Source organism: Streptomyces sp. NPDC003300 (assembly GCF_040610915.1).
GTDB lineage: Bacteria > Actinomycetota > Actinomycetes > Streptomycetales > Streptomycetaceae > Actinacidiphila.
In genome coordinates this window covers 146702-164017 of record NZ_JBEXNE010000013.1, presented here as the reverse complement: position 1 = coordinate 164017, position 17316 = coordinate 146702, and the positions used below count along the sequence as shown (strand labels likewise).

Annotated in this window: 14 protein-coding genes; 5 read left to right on the top strand and 9 right to left on the bottom strand. The window is 72.3% G+C overall.

Going from position 1 to position 17316, the window contains the following annotated elements:
- Positions 1-75: 75 nt before the first annotated feature.
- The gene (locus ABZX65_RS20530) at positions 76-2331 is read left to right on the top strand and encodes an alpha-L-rhamnosidase C-terminal domain-containing protein (protein ID WP_355341645.1); all 2256 of its coding nucleotides are present in this window, start codon (positions 76-78) and stop codon (positions 2329-2331) included.
- A gap of 108 nt (positions 2332-2439) precedes the next feature.
- On the opposite strand, the gene acs is transcribed toward ABZX65_RS20530, so the two are convergent.
- The 6 genes from acs to ABZX65_RS20500 form a co-directional block, all read right to left on the bottom strand.
- On the bottom strand, positions 2440-4431 hold the full coding sequence (gene acs / locus ABZX65_RS20525) for an acetate--CoA ligase (RefSeq protein ID WP_355341642.1): 1992 nt from the start codon (positions 4429-4431) through the stop codon (positions 2440-2442).
- Complete coding sequence (locus ABZX65_RS20520; protein WP_188284288.1) at positions 4428-5075, bottom strand: acetate uptake transporter; 648 nt, start codon at positions 5073-5075, stop codon at positions 4428-4430. The genes acs and ABZX65_RS20520 overlap by 4 nt, the downstream gene beginning before the upstream one ends.
- A gap of 183 nt (positions 5076-5258) precedes the next feature.
- The gene (locus ABZX65_RS20515; RefSeq protein WP_355341638.1) at positions 5259-7106 is read right to left on the bottom strand and encodes a cation acetate symporter; all 1848 of its coding nucleotides are present in this window, start codon (positions 7104-7106) and stop codon (positions 5259-5261) included.
- Positions 7103-7624, bottom strand: coding sequence for a hypothetical protein (locus tag ABZX65_RS20510; protein WP_355341635.1), 522 nt, complete (start codon positions 7622-7624; stop codon positions 7103-7105). The genes ABZX65_RS20515 and ABZX65_RS20510 overlap by 4 nt, the downstream gene beginning before the upstream one ends.
- Positions 7621-8376, bottom strand: a complete 756-nt coding sequence (locus ABZX65_RS20505) for a LytTR family DNA-binding domain-containing protein (RefSeq protein WP_355341632.1) — start codon at positions 8374-8376, stop codon at positions 7621-7623. Before ABZX65_RS20505 ends, ABZX65_RS20510 begins: the two co-directional genes overlap by 4 nt.
- Positions 8373-9563 carry a histidine kinase gene (locus ABZX65_RS20500; protein ID WP_223187657.1) on the bottom strand — a complete coding sequence of 397 codons (1191 nt, stop codon included), beginning with the start codon at positions 9561-9563 and terminating at the stop codon, positions 8373-8375. The genes ABZX65_RS20505 and ABZX65_RS20500 overlap by 4 nt, the downstream gene beginning before the upstream one ends.
- 123 nt (positions 9564-9686) lie before the next feature.
- Between ABZX65_RS20500 and ABZX65_RS20495 the strand changes: the two genes are divergently transcribed.
- On the top strand, positions 9687-10064 hold the full coding sequence (locus ABZX65_RS20495; protein ID WP_188284292.1) for a VOC family protein: 378 nt from the start codon (positions 9687-9689) through the stop codon (positions 10062-10064).
- Positions 10065-10402: 338 nt separating this feature from the next.
- The gene (locus tag ABZX65_RS20490; RefSeq protein ID WP_355341629.1) at positions 10403-11392 is read left to right on the top strand and encodes a L,D-transpeptidase; all 990 of its coding nucleotides are present in this window, start codon (positions 10403-10405) and stop codon (positions 11390-11392) included.
- 114 nt (positions 11393-11506) lie between these two features.
- Here ABZX65_RS20490 and ABZX65_RS20485 read toward each other — a convergent pair whose 3' ends face one another.
- Entirely contained in the window at positions 11507-12244 is a 738-nt protein-coding gene (locus ABZX65_RS20485) for an SDR family oxidoreductase (RefSeq protein WP_355341626.1), read from the bottom strand.
- Between the two features lie 130 nt (positions 12245-12374).
- On the opposite strand from ABZX65_RS20485, the gene ABZX65_RS20480 reads away from it, so the two are divergent.
- Positions 12375-13043, top strand: coding sequence for a TetR/AcrR family transcriptional regulator (locus ABZX65_RS20480; protein ID WP_355341623.1), 669 nt, complete (start codon positions 12375-12377; stop codon positions 13041-13043).
- 324 nt (positions 13044-13367) lie between these two features.
- Positions 13368-13511, top strand: a complete 144-nt coding sequence (locus tag ABZX65_RS20475) for a hypothetical protein (protein WP_355341620.1) — start codon at positions 13368-13370, stop codon at positions 13509-13511.
- 74 nt (positions 13512-13585) lie between these two features.
- Here ABZX65_RS20475 and ABZX65_RS20470 read toward each other — a convergent pair whose 3' ends face one another.
- Complete coding sequence (locus ABZX65_RS20470; protein WP_355341617.1) at positions 13586-14059, bottom strand: FtsX-like permease family protein; 474 nt, start codon at positions 14057-14059, stop codon at positions 13586-13588.
- A 24-nt stretch (positions 14060-14083) separates the two neighbouring features.
- Positions 14084-17230, bottom strand: coding sequence for a glycoside hydrolase family 2 TIM barrel-domain containing protein (locus ABZX65_RS20465; RefSeq protein ID WP_355341614.1), 3147 nt, complete (start codon positions 17228-17230; stop codon positions 14084-14086).
- Positions 17231-17316 lie beyond the last annotated feature (86 nt).

Sequence of the window (17316 nt, the reverse complement as noted above, 5' to 3'; positions counted from 1 at the left end):
CCCGCCCGCGCCCCACAGGGATCGCGCGCGGGAACGCACCCGCTTCCGCAGAGGGACACAGAGAGGGAACGACGTATGCCCATTCATGTCCGCAGGAGCCGCGCGGCTGCCGCGGCCGTCGCGGCCGGGACCGTCATGCTGGGCCTGCTGCCCGGCTCGGCCTTCGGCGCCGACGCGCCGACGACGACCGCGGCGGCGAAGGCGCACGACCCCTGGACGCAGGACGGCTACACCCCGCGCCCCGGCGACTGGCGCCCGTACGTCCTGGCGCCGGCCGGCCACACGGTCACCCCGGTCCGCGTACTGTCGGCGACCGCGAGAGGCGGCGCGATCCAGGGCGACCCGAAGGCGGTGCTGGGCAACGGCCGCAGGGCCGTTCGGCTGGTCAGCACCGGGGACCGCACCCAATCCCCGCTGCTGGCACTGGACTTCGGCAAGGACGTCGGCGGCCGGATCAGCGTCAAGGTGGCGGGCGCGTCCAAGACACCGCCTCGACTGCACGTGTGCTTCAGCGAGTCGGTGCAGTACGCGGCCACCGCTCCGGGCGACAACAACGGCGAGGCGGCTCAGGCGCCGGGCTGCGACACCGCGAACATCTGGAACGGCTATCCCGGCCAGCCGTACACCTACGACGCCGACAGCCACACCATCACCCTGGACACGGCGAAGCTGCCCGCGACCTTGACGGACACTCAGCTGCGCGGCGGTTTCCGCTACGCGACGCTGTTCCTCGACGGGCCCGGCTGGGTGGACCTCGGCGCGGTGTCCGTGAAGTTCGACGCGGCGCCGCGGCAGAAGTCGCCCGCCGCGTACCAGGGCTGGTTCCTGTCCAGCGACGACGAGTTGAACAAGATCTGGTACGCGGGCGCGTACACCGTGCAGCTCGACACCTGGATGTCGGACACGGCCAAGAGCTGGCCGTACGCGACGGGTGAGGGCGATCACGCGGACAGCCAGGTGCCGAACGCCGATCCCGCCAAGGAGGTCATCTTCGACGGCGCCAAGCGGGACCGCATCGTGTGGCAGGGCGACCTGGCGGTGCAGGTCCCGGTCACGTATCTGAGCACCAACGACACGGACGCGGTGGACAATTCGCTGTCCTCGCTGGCCGCGCAGCAGTTGCCGGACGGGTACATGCCCGGCGAGAGCCTGGTCGGGCCGCACAATCAGGACGAGATCCGCACGTACGGCGAGTACGTGACGTGGTTCGTCTACAACCAGTACCAGCACTGGCTCTACACCGGTGACCGCGGCTATCTCGACAGGTGGTGGCCCGCGCTGACGAAGGCCACCGCGTGGCTGGAGTCGGTGCGCGCCCAGGACCCGCAGGGGCTGATCGCCTTCGGCGCGGTCAACTCCTGCGGCCACTACGGCTACAGCGACTGCGGGCACGAGACGTATGTGAACGCGCTGTATGTGCGCAATCTCCAGGAGATGGCGGAGCTGGCCACCGCCCGGCACGACAAGGCCGCGTCCGGGGTGTACGCGGACCGCGCGACCGTGGTGAAGAAGGCGGTCAACGACCAGCTCTGGGACGCGGCCGTCGGTGCGTACCGGCTCTCGCGGGAGATCCCCGGCGCCTATCCGCAGGACGCCAACGCGGCGGCGGCGCTCACCGGGGTCGCCGACCAGCGGCAGGCGAGCAGCGCGATGGACTATCTGCGGCGGACGAGTTGGGGTCCCTACGGCGCGCTGACGATGGCGCCGAGCACGCCCAACGCGTCGATCGGGCCGATCTACGAGCCGCTGCCCAGCGGTTTCGAGGCGAGCGCGCGGCTGGGTCTGGCCGACGCGAGCGGCGCGCAGCAGACCGGCGGCCTGGATCTGATCCGTACCTTCTGGGGCTACCAGCTCTCGAAGGACCCGGGCGGCACCTTCTGGGAGAAGGCCGACCTGGCGGGACAGCCCGCCCTTTCGCAGTTCACCAGCCTCGCGCACGGCTGGGCTTCGGGGCCGACGGTCAGCCTCACCAACCAGGTGCTGGGCATCCGGCCGACCGGCGCGGGCTTCGCCTCGTACGCGGTCGTGCCCACGCCCGGCGACCTCACGTGGGCGCAGGGCAAGGTGCCCACCCCGCACGGCGCGATCAGCGCGTCCTGGCGCGCGAACGGCGGCGGCTTCACGCTGGCCACCGACGCGCCGCGCGGCACCACCGGCAGGCTCGCGGTGCCGACCGGCGGCGCGAGGGTGCGGGTCACCCTGGACGGGCGGACCGTCTGGGACGGCACGCGGGCGGTCGGCGGCGCGCGCGTGAGCGGTGACGGCGTGAACGTGTACGTGGACGCGGTCGGCGCCGGGCACCACACGCTGGTCTCGCACAAGGTGCGCTAGCAGCAAGGGAGTTGAGTGACGACGGCCCGCGGGCGGTGGGGAGACCGCCTCGCGGGCCGTCGTCGCGTACCGGCCGGGACCGGATCCGGGGCGGTACGCCGCTCCCCGCTACTCCTCGTCCGCCGGGGCGCCGGAGGACGAGCCGCCGGGCAGCCGTTCACGGATGGTGTCCATCACCGTGGAGTCGGTCAGCGTCGTCACGTCGCCGAGGTCGCGGTGTTCGGCGATGTCGCGCAGCAGTCGGCGCATGATCTTGCCCGAGCGGGTCTTGGGCAGTTCGGCGACGACGAGGATCTGCCGGGGCCGGGCGATCGGCCCGATCTCCTTGCTGACGTGCGCCCGCAATCGCCTGGCCACGTCGTCGCCGCCCGCCTCCCGCGCGGCCTTCTCGCCGTCGGCGCGCAGGATCACGAAGGCGACGATGCCCTGCCCGGTCGTGGCGTCGGTGGCGCCGACGACGGCCGCCTCGGCGACCAGCGGATGGGACACCAGCGCGGACTCCACCTCGGTGGTGGAGATCCGGTGCCCCGACACGTTCATCACGTCGTCGACCCGGCCGAGCAGCCAGATGTCGCCGTCCTCGTCCTTCTTCGCGCCGTCGCCCGCGAAGTACCAGCCGGGGAAGCGCGACCAGTACGTGTCGATGTACCGCTGCTCGTCGCCCCAGATGGTGCGCAGCATGCCGGGCCACGGCTCGGTCAGCACGAGGTAGCCGCCGGAGCCGTTCGGCACCGGACGGCCCGTGTCGTCCACGACCTCCGCCGAGATGCCGGGCAGCGGCCTGAGCGCCGAGCCGGGTTTGCAGACGCTGACGCCCGGCAGCGGGCTGATCATCTGCGCGCCGGTCTCGGTCTGCCACCAGGTGTCGACCACCGGGCAGCGGTCGCCGCCGATGGCGCGCCGGTACCACATCCACGCCTCGGGGTTGATCGGTTCGCCGACCGAGCCGAGCAGTCGCAGCGACGTCAGGTCGTACTGGCCCGGGATCGTGTCGCCCCACTTCATGAAGGTGCGGATCGCGGTGGGCGCGCAGTACAGGATCGTCACCTTGTACTTCTCGACGATCTCCCACCACCGGCCCTGGTGCGGGGAGTCGGGCGTGCCCTCGTAGAGCACCGAGGTCACGCCGTTGGCGAGGGGGCCGTAGACGATGTAGGAGTGGCCGGTGACCCAGCCGATGTCGGCGGCCGTCCAGTACACGTCCCGCTCCGGCTTGACGTCGAAGACCGCCCAGTGCGTCCAGGCGGCCTGGGTGAGGTAGCCGCCGGTGGTGTGCAGGATGCCCTTGGGGCGGGCCGTCGTGCCCGAGGTGTACATGATGTAGAGCGGGTGCTCGCTGTCGAACGCCTCGGCCTCGTGCTCGGCCGACTGCGCGTCCACCAGGTCGTGCCACCACACGTCCCGGCCCGAGGTCCACGCCACGTCCTGGCCCGTACGGCGCACGACCAGGACGCTGCGGACGTCGGGGCAGCCTTCCACGGCCTCGTCCACGGCGGGCTTCAGGGCCGAGGCGGCGCCCTTGCGGTAGCCGCCGTCCGCGGTGATCACCACCCGCGCGTCGCAGTCGAGGATCCGGCCGCGCAGCGCGTCGGCGGAGAAGCCGCCGAAGACGACGGTGTGCGGTGCGCCGATACGGGCGCAGGCCAGCATCGCCACGACCGTCTCGGGGATCATCGGCATGTAGAGCGCGACCCGGTCGCCGGCCCGCACGCCCAGCGAGAGCAGGGCGTTGGCGGCGCGGCAGACCTGTTCCTGGAGGTCGGCGTAGGTGAGCGTGCGGGTGTCGCCGGGCTCGCCCTCCCAGTGGAAGGCGACCCGGTCGCCGAGCCCGGCGCGCACGTGCCGGTCGACGCAGTTGTCGGCGACGTTGAGCTTCCCGCCGACGAACCAGCGGGCGAAGGGCGCCCGGCTCCAGTCGCGTACCCGGGTCCAGGGCTCGGCCCAGTCCAGCCGGGCCGCGGCGGCGGCCCAGAACGCCTCGACGTCGGCCGCGGCCTCCTCGTACGCGGCCGCGGTGACATTGGCCCGCGCGGCCAGTTCGGGCGGCGGGGGGAAGCGCCGGTCTTCTCTGAGCAGGTTGGAGAGGGTCTCCTCGGTCATGAGTGGGGCTCCTCCACCGGTCCGCCGCGGCGGCCGACGGGGAGTCCTGACAGCGGGAGCACGGGGACGACGGCGCGCTTCCAGGTGCTGTTGGTGACGACGGCGAAGGAGGCGTACCAGGCGAACACGGCGGTGACCAGCCCGATCCAGCCGCCGACCTTGGTGATGGTGACGGACTTGTCGAATTCCGCGACGGTCAGCACGATGAAGGTCGCCGACAGGGCCACGAAGACCGCGAACAGCGCGGCGTTGGTCCGCAGGGCCGCGACCGTCATGTAGACGGTGAAGATCGCCCAGATCAGCAGATAGAGGCCGGTGGCCTGGTTGGCCGTGTCCGGGGGCAGATCGCCGACGACGAACTTCACATAGGCCGCGTAGGAGAGCCAGAAGGCGCCGTAGGAACCGAAGGCGGTGGCGCCGAAGGTGTTGCCCTTCTTGAACTCCCACATTCCGGCGAGCAGTTGCATGAGTCCGCCGTAGAACAGCGCGAGCGGCAGGACCACCGTGAGCAGATTCTGGTCGATGAGGTGGGCGTTGAAGGAACTCAGGACGAAGGTGGTGGCGGCGAACGCGGCGAGGCCGAGCGGTCCGGGGTCGGCGATGCCGTCCACGGGCGGCCGTTCGGTCGTGACGGGGGTGCTCATCTGCGGTTCCCTCCTCGGTGAGGAATGGCGGCGCGAAGCGCGGTACGTACGCCGCCGCGGGCCGTGCTGGGCCCGCTCCCACGCTAGGAACGCCGACGTCGGGGGGCCACAGCCCCACAGCGGGCGTCGCCCAGCGGTCGGGTCCGGGCGACGGACGGTCCGTCAGATACGGTGAGCGGTCGGTCAGATACGGCGAACGGTCGGTGACCGCTCACCGGCGGGTCCCGGCGCGCCGGGCGTCTCCCGCGGCGCGGGGACGCCGAGTCGACCGGGCTGACCGGGTTCCGGCTGCGCGCCGACCTCTTCGGGCAGGTGCATGCGCAGCATCACCCGGTCGACGTCCGCGCGCGAGATCCGGCCGCGGGTCAGCAGCGACCCGACGACCATGACGGCGAAGGCCACGGGGACGGTCCAGGCCGCGGGCTCTTCGAGCAGCGCGGCGCTCCAGCCGCCGCCGGGTCCGCGCACGCTGGTCAGCACGACCGCGACGGCGGCGAGTCCGCCCCCGGCCACCAGGCCGAACAGCGCGCCCAGGTCGGTCAGTCCGCGCCACCAGATGCCCAGCACCAGCAACGGGCAGAAGGACGAGGCGGCGACGGCGAAGGCCAGGCCGATCGCGTCGGCCACCGGCAGGCCGGGGGTCGCGACCGTCATCGCCAGCGGCGGTACGGCCGCCGCGAGCGAGGCCCAGCGGAAGCCGTGGGTCGAGCCGCGCAGCAGGTCCTGCGAGACCACGCCCGCCACCGACACCGTGAGTCCCGACGCGGTCGACACGAAGGCGGCGAAGGCTCCCGCGGTCGCCAGCGCCGCCAGCAGCCGCCCCGCCTCACCGGCCTGTGTGATCTGCGGCAGCACCAGTACCGCGGTGTCGGTCTGCCCGGTGAGCAGCAGTTGCGGCGCGAAGATCCGGCCGAGCGCCCCGTAGACCGGCGGCAGCAGGTAGAAGCCGCTCAGCAGGATCAGGACGAGCAGCGTCGTCCGGCGGGCGGCCCGGCCGTCGGGGTTGGTGTAGAAGCGGACGAGGACGTGCGGCAGGCCCATCGTGCCGAGGAAGGTGGCCAGCAGGATCGAGTAGACGGCGTACAGCGGGTGCGATCTGCCGCCCGCGCCGGACAGTGGGCTCGCCCACCTGGCGCCGGTCGCCGGTGCGAGGCCGACCTTGTGCGGTACGGGGACGCCTTCGGGGAAGGTCAGGCCGGTGCCGCCTTCCGCCGTGTGCTCGCCGCGCACCAGCCGTACGGGCACGCCGTGTCGCTCCGCGCGCGAGGCCCCCTTGGCGCCGTAGGCCGTGCCGTCGAGGGTGCCGCTGACCGTCACCGTCACGGGTGTCGCCACGTCGAAGCGGACCTGGCTGTCGAGCCGTACGACCGTGGTGTGCGGGAAGCGCGGCACGTCGGGCGCGGTCAGCGAGGGGGTGCCCGCCGACCGCCAGGCCAGGACGAGGAAGACGGCGGGCACCGCGATGGCGGTGAGCTTCAGCCAGAAGTGGAAGCCCTGCACGAGGGTGACGCTGCGCATGCCGCCCGCCGCCGAGACGCCGACGACGGCCACCGCCACGACCACCGCGCCGACCCAGCGCGGCGCGCCCGTCACCGTCTGGAGGGTCAGGCCCGCGCCCTGCAACTGCGGTACGAGGTAGAGCCAGGCGATGACGGCGACGAAGACGCTCGCCACCCGGCGCACGGCGGTGGACCCGAGGCGTTCCTCGGCGAAGTCCGGCAGCGTGTACGCGCCCGAGCGGCGCAGGGGCGCCGCGACCAGCAGCAACAGCACCAGATATCCGGCCGTGTAACCCACCGGGTAGGCCAGCATGTCGACGCCGTAGGCCATCAACAGGCCCGCGACGCCCAGGAAGGAGGCGGCCGACAGATACTCGCCGCCGATCGCCGAGGCGTTCCACAGCGGTGAGATCTCGCGGGAGGCGACGTAGAAGTCGGAGGTGGCGCGGGACAGTCGCAGGCCGTAGAAGCCGACCACGACGGTCGCCACGAGGACGACGACGAGGGCGGTGAAGCCGAGCGCCGGATTCATCCGGCCTCCGGGCCGGGGGCGCTGGGCGCGGGGCCCGTCGCCGGGTCAGAGGCGGTGGGCGCGGGTCCCGCCGCCGGGTCAGGGGCGCCGGGCGTCGGGGCCGCGGGTGCCGGGGCCGAACCCGGCGGCGCGTCAGGGGCGTTGAGCAGATCCGTGAAGTCCCGCTCGACGCGCTCCGCGTGCCGTACGTGGAACCAGGCCGCGCCCACCAGCAGCGGGTAGGCGACGACGCCGAGCAGCAGCCAGGCGAGCCGGACCCCGAGGACGTCCACGGTGCGCAGTCCCGGCGCGAGCGCGAAGGCGGCGGGCAGACCGCCGATGACGACCGCGAGGACGGCCAGCACGCCGAGCGAGAGCCGCAGTTGGTCCCTGACCAGGGAGCGGACATAGACCTGGCCGAGGCGCGGCTGTGCGTGCAGGTCCTCGGCGACGGCTCGCGCGGACCAGCCGCCGGTACGGTCGCGGCGCGGCGCGGTCACCGCGACCCGGCGCGGCGGTGGCGGTTGCGTACCGCTCATGACGGCCCCTCGCCGGGCGCGGGCGACCACTGCATCAGCAGGTCCCGCAGTTCCCTGGAGTGGCGTCGGCTGACCGGGAGTTCACCGCCCGCCACGCGTACCGTCCAGTGCCCGGCGTCCGAGCGCAGCTCCTCGACGTGGCGGAGCGAGACCAGGTACCCGCGGTGGATGCGGACGAAGCCGTGCTGCGCCCAGCGCTCCTCCAGGACGGCGAGCGCTATCCGGACCAGTGGCGCGTGGCCGCCCGCGTGCAGGCGTACGTAGTCCCCCTGCGCCTCGACGTACGCGACGTCCTCGCGGCGGATGAAGCGGGTGACTCCGCCGAGGTCGACCGGGATGCGCTCGTCGGAACGGCCCGCCGGGGCGGCTCCCGGTGTGTTGCCCTCGATGACGGCGGCGACGCGGCGGACCGCCTCGGCCAGCCGTTCCCTGCCGACCGGTTTGAGCAGGTAGTCGCAGGCCTTGAGGGCGAAGGCGTCGACGGCGAAGTCCTCGTAGGCGGTGACGAAGACGACCGCGGGCGGCCGGGCGAAGCGGCCGAGGACGCGGACCAGGTCGAGGCCGTCGAGGCCCGGCATCCGGATGTCGAGGAAGACGGCCTCGACCGACTCGTCCTCCAGCAGCCGCAGGGCCTCGTCGCTGCTGCCCGCGCTGAGCACCCGGCCGACCCGCCGGTCGCCGCGCAGCAGATACGTCAGGTCCTCCAGGGCGGGCGGTTCGTCGTCGACGGCCAGGACCTGCAACGGTTTCACGATGCGCGTACTCCGTTCCGGTACTTGGGCACCCGGACGTTGACCTTCGTCCCGGCGCCGGGGGCGGTCTCCACCACCAGGCCGTACTCGTCGCCGAAGACCGTACGCAGCCGCTCGTCGACATTGCCCAGGCCGAGCGAGTCGCCGTCGTCCTCCCCGGCGAGCCGCATCCTGACCTCCTCGGGGTCCATGCCCACGCCGTCGTCCTCCACACTGATGCGGCACTCCGCGCCCGCGTCCTCGGCCCTGATGGTGATGCGCCCCGGCGTCGACTTGGGTCCGAGTCCGTGGCGTACGGCGTTCTCAACGATCGGCTGGAGGCAGAGGAACGGTACGGCCACCGGCAGCACTTCGGGCGCGATGAGCAGATCGACGCGGAGCCGGGAGCCGAACCGGGCGCGTTCCAGGCGCAGATAGCGGTCGACGGACCGCAACTCCTCGGCGAGGGTGGAGAACTGGCCGTGCCTGCGCAGGCTGTAGCGCGTCAGCTCGGCGAATTCGAGGAGCAGTTCACGGGCCTGGTCGGGGTCGGTGCGGACGAAGGAGGCTATGGCGGTCAGCGAGTTGTAGACGAAGTGCGGGGAGATCTGCGCCCGCAGCGCGCGCAGTTCGGCTTCGATCATCCGGGTGCGCGAGCGGTCCAGCTCGGCGAGTTCCAACTGCGAGATGACCCAGTGCGCGACCTCGCCCGCGGCTCTGACCAGGCCCGCCGACACCTGGCGCGCGTACACCGACAGGGCGCCGACGACCAGGCCGTCCACCACCAGCGGTACGACGACGGCGCTGCGGATCGGGCACCGGTCGTCGCCGCAGTGGATCTCCTCGGCCGGGACCACCCACGGCCGCCCGGCGTCCATCGCCTCCCGCGCGTGTTCCACGGCCTGCGCCGCGTGTCGGCGGCCCGGACCTTCCCAGGCCAGCAGTTCGCCGTCGCCGATGACGGCCAGCGCGGGTGTGCCGAGCAGTGCTCGCAGATGGCGGGCGGCGCTGCGGGCCGACTCGGGGTCGAGGCCGTTGCGCAGCGGGGGCGCGGCCAGTGACGCCGAGTGCAGGGTGGCGAAGGCGGCCCGGTCGGCGGGCGTACCGAATCCCCTGCGCCCGCGAACCAGCCAGAACAGGGCCGCCGCGGCGCCCGCGACCACCAGCGCGACCGACACCACGGTGATCACTGACCCCATGCCCCGCATTATCGCCAGGTGTGACGGCGTGAGACAGGTTCCGTTCGCAAGATTCCGTCGTGCGGGGGCCGTACCGCCGGTTTCGGCCCCGCCGTCGCGCGCCGGAGCCGCCGTGCCCCCTACGCTCTGTTCATGATTGCCGAATTGCAGTGCGTGGTGCTCGACTGTTCCGATCCGGCGGAACTCGCCAGGTTCTACAAGTCGTTGCTCGGCGGTACGGTCGACCGGCCCGATCCGCGCTGGTCGTTGAGCGACGGCTGGGCGACACTGCACACCGCGGCCGGGCTGGTGCTGGCCTTCCAGCGGGTCACCGAATACCGCAGGCCGCGCTGGCCGGAGCCCGCCTCCCCGCAGCAGTTCCACCTCGACTTCGGCGTGCCCGATCTCGCCGAGGCCGAGGAGAAGGTGCTGGCCAGGGGTGCGATCCTGCTCGACGACGGCGCCGGGACCCGGAGCTGGCGCGTCTACGCGGACCCCGCGGGGCACCCCTTCTGCCTGATCAAGCACTGAGTCCCGGCTGATCGGACACCGCGTCCGCGGGTCCGCGTACGGATTCCGCGTGTCCGGCCGCTGATTCCGCGTCTCGGCGCGGATTCCGCGTCTCCGGGCGCCGATTCCGCGCGTCCGGGCGCCGGGCACACGCCCGGTGACACCGCATCACCCTGTGTGACAGACGCCACGCGGCGATCCGGCAGGCTTGGCCGTCGCTTTACGTGAGCCCTGCAACCGCCGTGATCGGGTAGGGGTCTGTAGTAGACGTACCGTGGTGATCAGGCGTAGCGGACGCGCCGGGACACGACCGTACGTACCGGACGTAAGTGACGCAGTGATACGAGTGGAGCACGGGCATGAGTCGGTTCAGGGGCAGCTTGGGTATCGCGCTGGTGGCCGGAGCGGTGCTCGCGGGCACGAGCGCGTGCGGCGGGAGCGGGCACGACGCCGCCTCGTCCGCTGCCGACGGGAAGGCGTCGGCGTCGGCGAAGCCGAGCGCCACGCCCTCGCCGACGAAGCCGACCCCGAAGGGGCCGCCGATGCTGCTCGACACGATCACCCCGCAGACCGGGACCACGGTCGGCGTCGCGATGCCGGTCTCGGTGCTCTTCACCAACCCGGTGGCGGCCTCGGCCCGCGCGAACATAGAGAAGCACCTCAAGATCACCACGTCCGTGCCGACCACCGGCGCCTGGCACTGGTTCAGCACCACCCGGGTCGACTTCCGGCCCCAGTCGTACTGGAAGCCGGGCACGAAGGTCACGGTCGACGCGAATCTGACCGATGTGCCCAACGGCAACGGGCGGTACGGGGTGCACGGCTACCACCACGCGTTCACCGTCGGCGACGACAACGAGGCGACCGTGTCGGTGCCGGGTCACACGATGAAGGTCACGCACAACGGACAGGTCGTGAAGACCCTGCCGATCGACGCGGGCAGCCCCACGTGGCCGTCCTGGGACGGGACGATGGCCGTCATCGACAAGGCGGAGAAGGTCCACATGACGTCCTGCAGCGTCCACATAACCTGCGACAAGAGCAATCCGGACTACTACGACCTGACCCTGCCGTGGGACGTGCACCTGACGAATTCGGGCACGTACATCCACTACTCGACCGGGGACCCGCAGCCGGGGCACAGCTTCGGTTCGCACGGCTGCGTCCACCTGTCGCTCACCGACGCCAAGTGGTTCTACAACTACGTCAAGCAGGGCGACCCGGTCACCATCACCGGCTCCCCGCGCGGCAAGGCCCCGGGTAACAACGGCTACGCCGACTTCAACCTGTCCTGGTCGCAGTGGCTCCAGGACAGCGGCACCGGCCAGATGACGACCACGACCGCCTGAGACCCGCCGCCTCCTGCCTCCTGACCGCTGACCCCGGACCCCTGACCGCTGACCGTCCGAGGTGCGGCGTTGGCGTACCGGCGGCGCGGGACCGGCCGACCCGGTCCCGCGCCGTCAGCTCTGCGCGGTCGGGCGGACGACGATCTCGCCGACGTCGATGTCGGCGGGCTGCTCGATCGCGAAGGCGATGGCGCGGGCGACGGCGTCCGGCGGCATCGCGATCCCTTCCACCATCTCGGCCAGCTTGACGCGCGCTTCGGGGCGCCGCATGCCGCCCGCGAATTCGGTCATCGTCATACCCGGCGAGACGATCGTCACCCGCAGCTTGCCCCCCGCTTCCTGCCGCAGGCCCTCGGAGACGGCGCGCACGGCCATTTTCGTACCGGAATAGACCGACTGGCTGGGCACAATTCGGTGGGCCGCCGTGGACGCGGTGTTCACGAAATGGCCGAAGCCCTGCGCGCGGAATACCGGAAGCGCGGCGGCGATGCCGTACAGCACGCCTTTGAGATTGACGTCGACCATCTCCTCCCAGTCTTCGACGCGCAGTTCGTCGAGCGGGGAGATCGGCATCGCCCCCGCGTTGCTGACCAGCACGTCGAGCCGCCCGTAGCGCTCGGTCGCCAGGCCCACGAGCCCGGCGACGTCGGCGCGGCTGCGCACGTCGGTGCGCAGGTGGGCGACCTCGCCGCCCGCTTTCCCGATCCGTGCGGCGACCGCGGCGAGCCGGTCCGTCCCACGGGCGCCGAGCACCACTTTCGCGCCGCGTTCGGCGAGCAGCAGCGCGGTCGCCTCGCCGATTCCGCTGCTGGCTCCTGTGATCGCGACGACCTTGTCCTTGATTTCGGTCATGACTTTTCCGTCCCTGCGGGATTGAGGGGTCCGAGTGTGCGGGGGGAGTTCCGCGCACGAGGAATGTAAGAGGGCTATCACTACGGTACGGTAAGAGGGCTATCACGTCCAACGCGCGAGGAGGCGGCCCGTGTCGGGGAACGCGCAGGGCGGCCCCCAGCGGGGCCGCTACCACCACGGCGAGCTGCGCCCCGCGCTGATCGAGGCGAGCTTCGATCTGCTGGCGGAGGCGGGGCCCGCGGCCTTCTCGGTCGCGCGGGTCGCCCGCAGGCTCGGGGTGAGCACGGCAGCGCCCTACCGGCACTTCGCCGACCGCGACCACCTCCTGGCCGCGGTCGCGACCCGCGCCGCCGAGGAACTGGCCGAGCGGTTCCGGCAGGCGGCCGACGGCGCGGGCCAGGACCCGGCCGAGCGCTTCGCGGCGACCGCGGGGGCGTACGTCCGCTACGTCGGCGCGCGCGGCGCCGGTTTCGACGTGATCTTCGCCAGGCCCCTGGTGGCGCTCCAGGACCGGGACCTCGCCGACGCGGGCCGCCGACTGGTGGATCTGCTCTTCGAACTGGCCCAGGACGCCCTCGGTCAGGGTCCCGCCGCCGCGCTGACGCTCCTGGAGCAGCACGTGACGGCCGCCCACGGCTACGCGACGCTGCACCCCGGCGGCCTCTTCAGCCGCGTGAGCCCGCGGGAGGGGGTCGACGGCACCGCGGACCTCGCGGTGGCCACGAGCCGCGCCCTGGTGCGCGGCGCGCCCGAAGCCGCCGGCCCCGGCCCGCCCTCTCCCGGACGCCCGCACGACTGACCGCGCGGGACCGGGACCGGGCCGCGACCGGGCCGCGACGGGACCGCCGCAGCGCCGCGACAGGCCCGAGCCGGGCCGCACCGGGGCCGGCGCCGGGCCCGCTTCGACCCCGCTCCGGACCCCGCCGACCCGCCAGGGCCAACGCCACGTTCGGTCCTGCGGCCCGCAGGGCGTACCGTCATAGGCGGCGCGTACCGTCGTCCCAGGACGACCTGCCGTTTTCCCACGCACCAGGGCGGAGCCGTCACCAATGACGGCGACGACCGCCGCGGGCGGACCGAGGCAGCGGCGACCGCCGTCATCACCACTCACTGGGGGATCTTCATGGACTCTTCGCCTTCGCTCTTCTCCAATCCGGAGCAGACCGCCCCGCGCCCGGCCACCGTGCCCAACCCGGCGCCGGTCAACGACCCGTTCCTCGCGCCGCCGGAGGGCCCGCACGAGGAAGAGGACGAGGACGCCTCGTAACGACCGGCGCCCCCGTCCCGCCCCGGTCACCCCGTCACCTGGTCACCCGGTCACCACGTCGTTCGGTCACCCCGTCATTCGGTCCGCAGCGCCACCGCCGTCCGCGTCCTGGCCGCCCAGCTCGCCGGGAGCAGCGCCCCGCCCGCGGCGATGGCCAGGCCCGCCACCGCGAGCAGGGCGATCTGCGGGGCGTGGTAGACCGCGAGGTCGGCGTGCGGGATACCCGTACCGGCCGCTTCGCCCATGATCGGCGGCACATGGCCGTGCAGGGCGATACCGAGCGGCACACCCGCTAGTCCCGCGACCGCGCCGACCGCGCCCGCCGAGGTGAGCACCATGGCGACGGTCTGCCGCGGCGCCATGCCGAGCGCTTCGAACACGGCGAGGCCGAGCGCGGTGTCGAGGTAGGAGCGGGTGCCCGGCTGGGCGGCCAGAATCCGGGCGACCGCGGCGGGATCGGCCTTCCCGGTCTGCCCGGTCTGCCCGGTCTGCCCCGGGCCCGGCGCCCCGACCGCGCCCGGAGGCGGGGGCGCCTGGGTACGGACCACGACCGAACGGTGACGGCGGCGCGGTCAGCTCCCGCTGACGGTGAAGTCGGTGATGCGCTGGGCGCCGTCGGGTGTGCCGGGGGCGGCGCTGGTCAGGTCGAGGCGCAGCCGCGGGGTGCGGACGGCGGGGAAGGTGATGACGGTCGGCGCGCCGCTCGCCGTCGCCCAGGTGATCGCCGGGTTCGTGACGGGCACGTAGCGGTCGCCGTCCCAGTAGGAGAGCGTGACGGCGCCGGGCAGCGAGTGGGTGGCGTCGACGGTGAAGGTGACCGAGAGGGTGTCGATCCGCTGCGGCGCGGCCCAGGCGACCGAGACCCAGTCGGCGGGGCGGGCGCCGCGGAAGGCGGGCAGCAGGGCGGTGGCGCTCTTGTTGAAGGCGTTGGACCAGCCGGTCGCGGGGTTGCCGTCGAGCATCGCCGCGGGCAGCGCGTTGCCCGCGCCGGAGTAACTGGCGTCCGCCAGCGGGTAGCTGACGGGCCCTGGGCCCGGGTCGGGTGAGAAGCGGACCGGGGGTGTGGTGGCGACGGGTCCCGACGCGCGGCCGGTCCGTATCGAGGTGGTCGCGGAGTGCAGCCCCGGCGCGCTCGCGGTCAGGGTGAGGCGGCCCGCCTCGGTGCCCGAGCGGACGATGGCGAGTGCCTTGCCGTGGAAGGCGGTTCTGGTGGTGGCCTGGTAGCGCTCGGCGCTCTCCTGCTGTCCGTTGTCGACTCCGGCCAGGGAGCCGCCGGTGGTCTTGAAAGTGATCAGGTGGCCGGCGCCGGGGACGACGGTGCCGTGCGCGTCGATCACCTCGGCGGTGACGAAGGCCAGGCGATCGCCGTCGGCGGTCAGGGAGTCGCGGTCCGGCGTCAGGCGCAGGCCGCGCGGCTCGCCCGCGGTGCGCAGCACGTCGGTCGCGACCGTCCTGCCGTTCTTCCGGGCGACGGCCTTCAACTCACCGGGTGCGAAGGGGACTTTCCAGGTCAGGTGGAGTCTGCCCGCGCTGCCGTTGGGGCTGGTGTAGCTGCCGGGGTACGGGCCGCCGGTGACCGTCTTGTCGTCGCCGGTCGCCTCGGTGGTCTCCAGATACGTCCGCCCGTCGACGGTCTTCTTGGTGTCGAAGCGCCGCACCCCGAGCGAGCGGCCGTTGAGATACAGCTCGACGGTGTCCGCGTTGGCGTACGCCCAGACCTCGACGGTCTCGCCCGGCGCGTGGTCGGTCCAGTCCATGGGCACCAGGTGGACCATCGGCTCGCTCGTCCACTGGCTGCGGAAGAGGTGGTACATGTCCTTGGGGAAGCCCGCGGTGTCGACGGCGCCGAAGAAGGACGCCTTCACCGGGAAGACGCCGTAGGGCGTGGGTTCGCCGATGTAGTCGGTGCCCGACCAGAGGAATTCGCCGGCGAAGAAGGCGCGGTCGCGGTCCTTCTTCAGGCCGTACTCGCCGCTCATCGTCCAGGACGCGAGGTTGTTGTCGTAACTGGAGGTGGCGCGCTTGCCCGGGGTGTGGTTCTCGCCGGTGTTGAGGTGTTCCGGCTCCTGGTAGGCGCCGCGGGTCGAGGTCTCGGACGACGACTCGGACTCGAAGAGGAACAGGTGCGGGTAGCGGGCGTGCAGGGCGTCCACGGAGGCCGCGGTGTTGTAGTTGAGGCCGAGGCCGTCGAGTTTGGCGAGCATGAGGTCGGCGGCGGAGCCGACCGCGGGCAGGCCGCGGTATTTGTCGGAGCCGATGACGACCGGACGGCTGGTGTCGCGCGCGCGGACCGCGGTGATCAGCCCGTCGGCCATGCCGAGGCCCGCGGTGCTGGTGGAGTCGGGGATCTCGTTGCCGATCGACCACAGGATGACGGCGGGCGAGTTGCGGGCCGCGTCGACCATCTCGGTGATGTCGGCGGCGCTGTGGGCGTCGAAGAACCGGCCGTAGTCGTAGGTGTTCTTGCCGCTGCGCCAGCAGTCGAACGCCTCGACCATCATGACGATGCCCAGTTCCTCGCAGACCTGGACGATCTCCGGCGACGGCGGATTGTGCGAGGTCCTGAAGGCGTTGACGCCCATCGACCGCATGATCGTCATCTGGCGGCGCACCGCGTCGATGTGGACGGCGGCGCCGAGCGCGCCCTGGTCGTGGTGCAGGTCGACGCCCTTGAGCTTGGCGTACCGCCCGTTGACGAACAGCCCGCGGTCGGGGTCGATCGTGACGTGGCGGATGCCGAAGCCGGTGGTGTACGTGTCCACCGTCCGTCCGTTGACGCGGACTTCGGTCAGCAGGGAGTACCGGTGTTCCGGGGTGTCGAACGACCAGAGGTCGGGGCGGTCCACGCGCAGTTCGGCGGTGACGTCCCGCGCTCCGCCCGCGCCGGGCAGCGTCAGCGGTGAACTGGCCTTCGCCACCTGGCGGCCACGCCGGTCGAGGACGGTGTTGACGACGGTGGCGGAGGCCGCCGCGCCCGACTCGTTGACGACCGAGACCTGCGCGCGGACGGTGGCGTAGCCCTTGCCGTGCGAGGCGGCGAGGGTGTCGGCGAGTCCCGGCGTCGTCACATGGGTGCCCCAGCGCGCGACATGCACGGGGTCGGTGACGACCAGGCGGGCGTTGCGGTAGATGCCGCTGCCGGAGTACCAGCGGCTGCTGGGGAGTTGGTTGCGGACCTCGACGGCGATGACGTTGGGGGTGCGGCCGTCGGTGTGCAGCAGGTCGGTGAGGTCGAGGGCGAACCCCGTGTAGCCGTAGGGGTGGTTGCCGACGAGTGTGCCGTTGCAGTAGACGTTGCTGTCCATGTAGACGCCGTCGAACTCGACCGAGACACGGCGTCCCGCGACCGAGGGCGGCAGGGTGAACGCCTTGCGGTACCAGCCGAGTCCGCCGGGCAGATAGCCGGTGCCGCCCGAGGTGCCGTTGGCGGTGGTCGGGGTCTGCTCGATGCTCCAGTCGTGCGGGACGCGGACGGTGCGCCAGCGGTAGTCGTCGTAGCCGGGCTGTGCGGCGTCGGCGTAGGCGCCGGTCGGGTCGGTGATGCCGCCCGGGTTGACGAGGGCGAAACGCCACCCGTCGGCGAGGTCGACCGTCCGCGGAATGGTGGTTCCTGTTGATCCGGAACGGGCGCTCGCGACTGCGGTGAGACCGGGGAGCGAGGGTACGGCGACGGCCCCCGCCACCCCCGCGATCAGGAACGACCTGCGATCGACCGGCATGGTGGATCCCTCCTCATTGAGGTACGCGCATTCCGGCGCCCTCGACCGAGCGTCGGCAACTCACGGGCGAACAACCGGCATTGAAC

What these genes read in the sequence shown, in the direction of transcription:
- acs (WP_355341642.1), bottom strand. Translation starts at nt 4,431, where the DNA reads ATGACCGAGGAGACCCTCTCCAACCTGCTCAGAGAAGACCGGCGCTTC.
- ABZX65_RS20465 (WP_355341614.1), bottom strand. Translation starts at nt 17,230, where the DNA reads ATGCCGGTCGATCGCAGGTCGTTCCTGATCGCGGGGGTGGCGGGGGCC.
- ABZX65_RS20500 (WP_223187657.1), bottom strand. Translation starts at nt 9,563, where the DNA reads ATGCGGGGCATGGGGTCAGTGATCACCGTGGTGTCGGTCGCGCTGGTG.
- ABZX65_RS20530 (WP_355341645.1), top strand. Translation starts at nt 76, where the DNA reads ATGCCCATTCATGTCCGCAGGAGCCGCGCGGCTGCCGCGGCCGTCGCG.
- ABZX65_RS20495 (WP_188284292.1), top strand. Translation starts at nt 9,687, where the DNA reads ATGATTGCCGAATTGCAGTGCGTGGTGCTCGACTGTTCCGATCCGGCG.
- ABZX65_RS20490 (WP_355341629.1), top strand. Translation starts at nt 10,403, where the DNA reads ATGAGTCGGTTCAGGGGCAGCTTGGGTATCGCGCTGGTGGCCGGAGCG.
- ABZX65_RS20475 (WP_355341620.1), top strand. Translation starts at nt 13,368, where the DNA reads ATGGACTCTTCGCCTTCGCTCTTCTCCAATCCGGAGCAGACCGCCCCG.
- ABZX65_RS20515 (WP_355341638.1), bottom strand. Translation starts at nt 7,106, where the DNA reads ATGAATCCGGCGCTCGGCTTCACCGCCCTCGTCGTCGTCCTCGTGGCG.
- ABZX65_RS20510 (WP_355341635.1), bottom strand. Translation starts at nt 7,624, where the DNA reads ATGAGCGGTACGCAACCGCCACCGCCGCGCCGGGTCGCGGTGACCGCG.
- ABZX65_RS20485 (WP_355341626.1), bottom strand. Translation starts at nt 12,244, where the DNA reads ATGACCGAAATCAAGGACAAGGTCGTCGCGATCACAGGAGCCAGCAGC.
- ABZX65_RS20520 (WP_188284288.1), bottom strand. Translation starts at nt 5,075, where the DNA reads ATGAGCACCCCCGTCACGACCGAACGGCCGCCCGTGGACGGCATCGCC.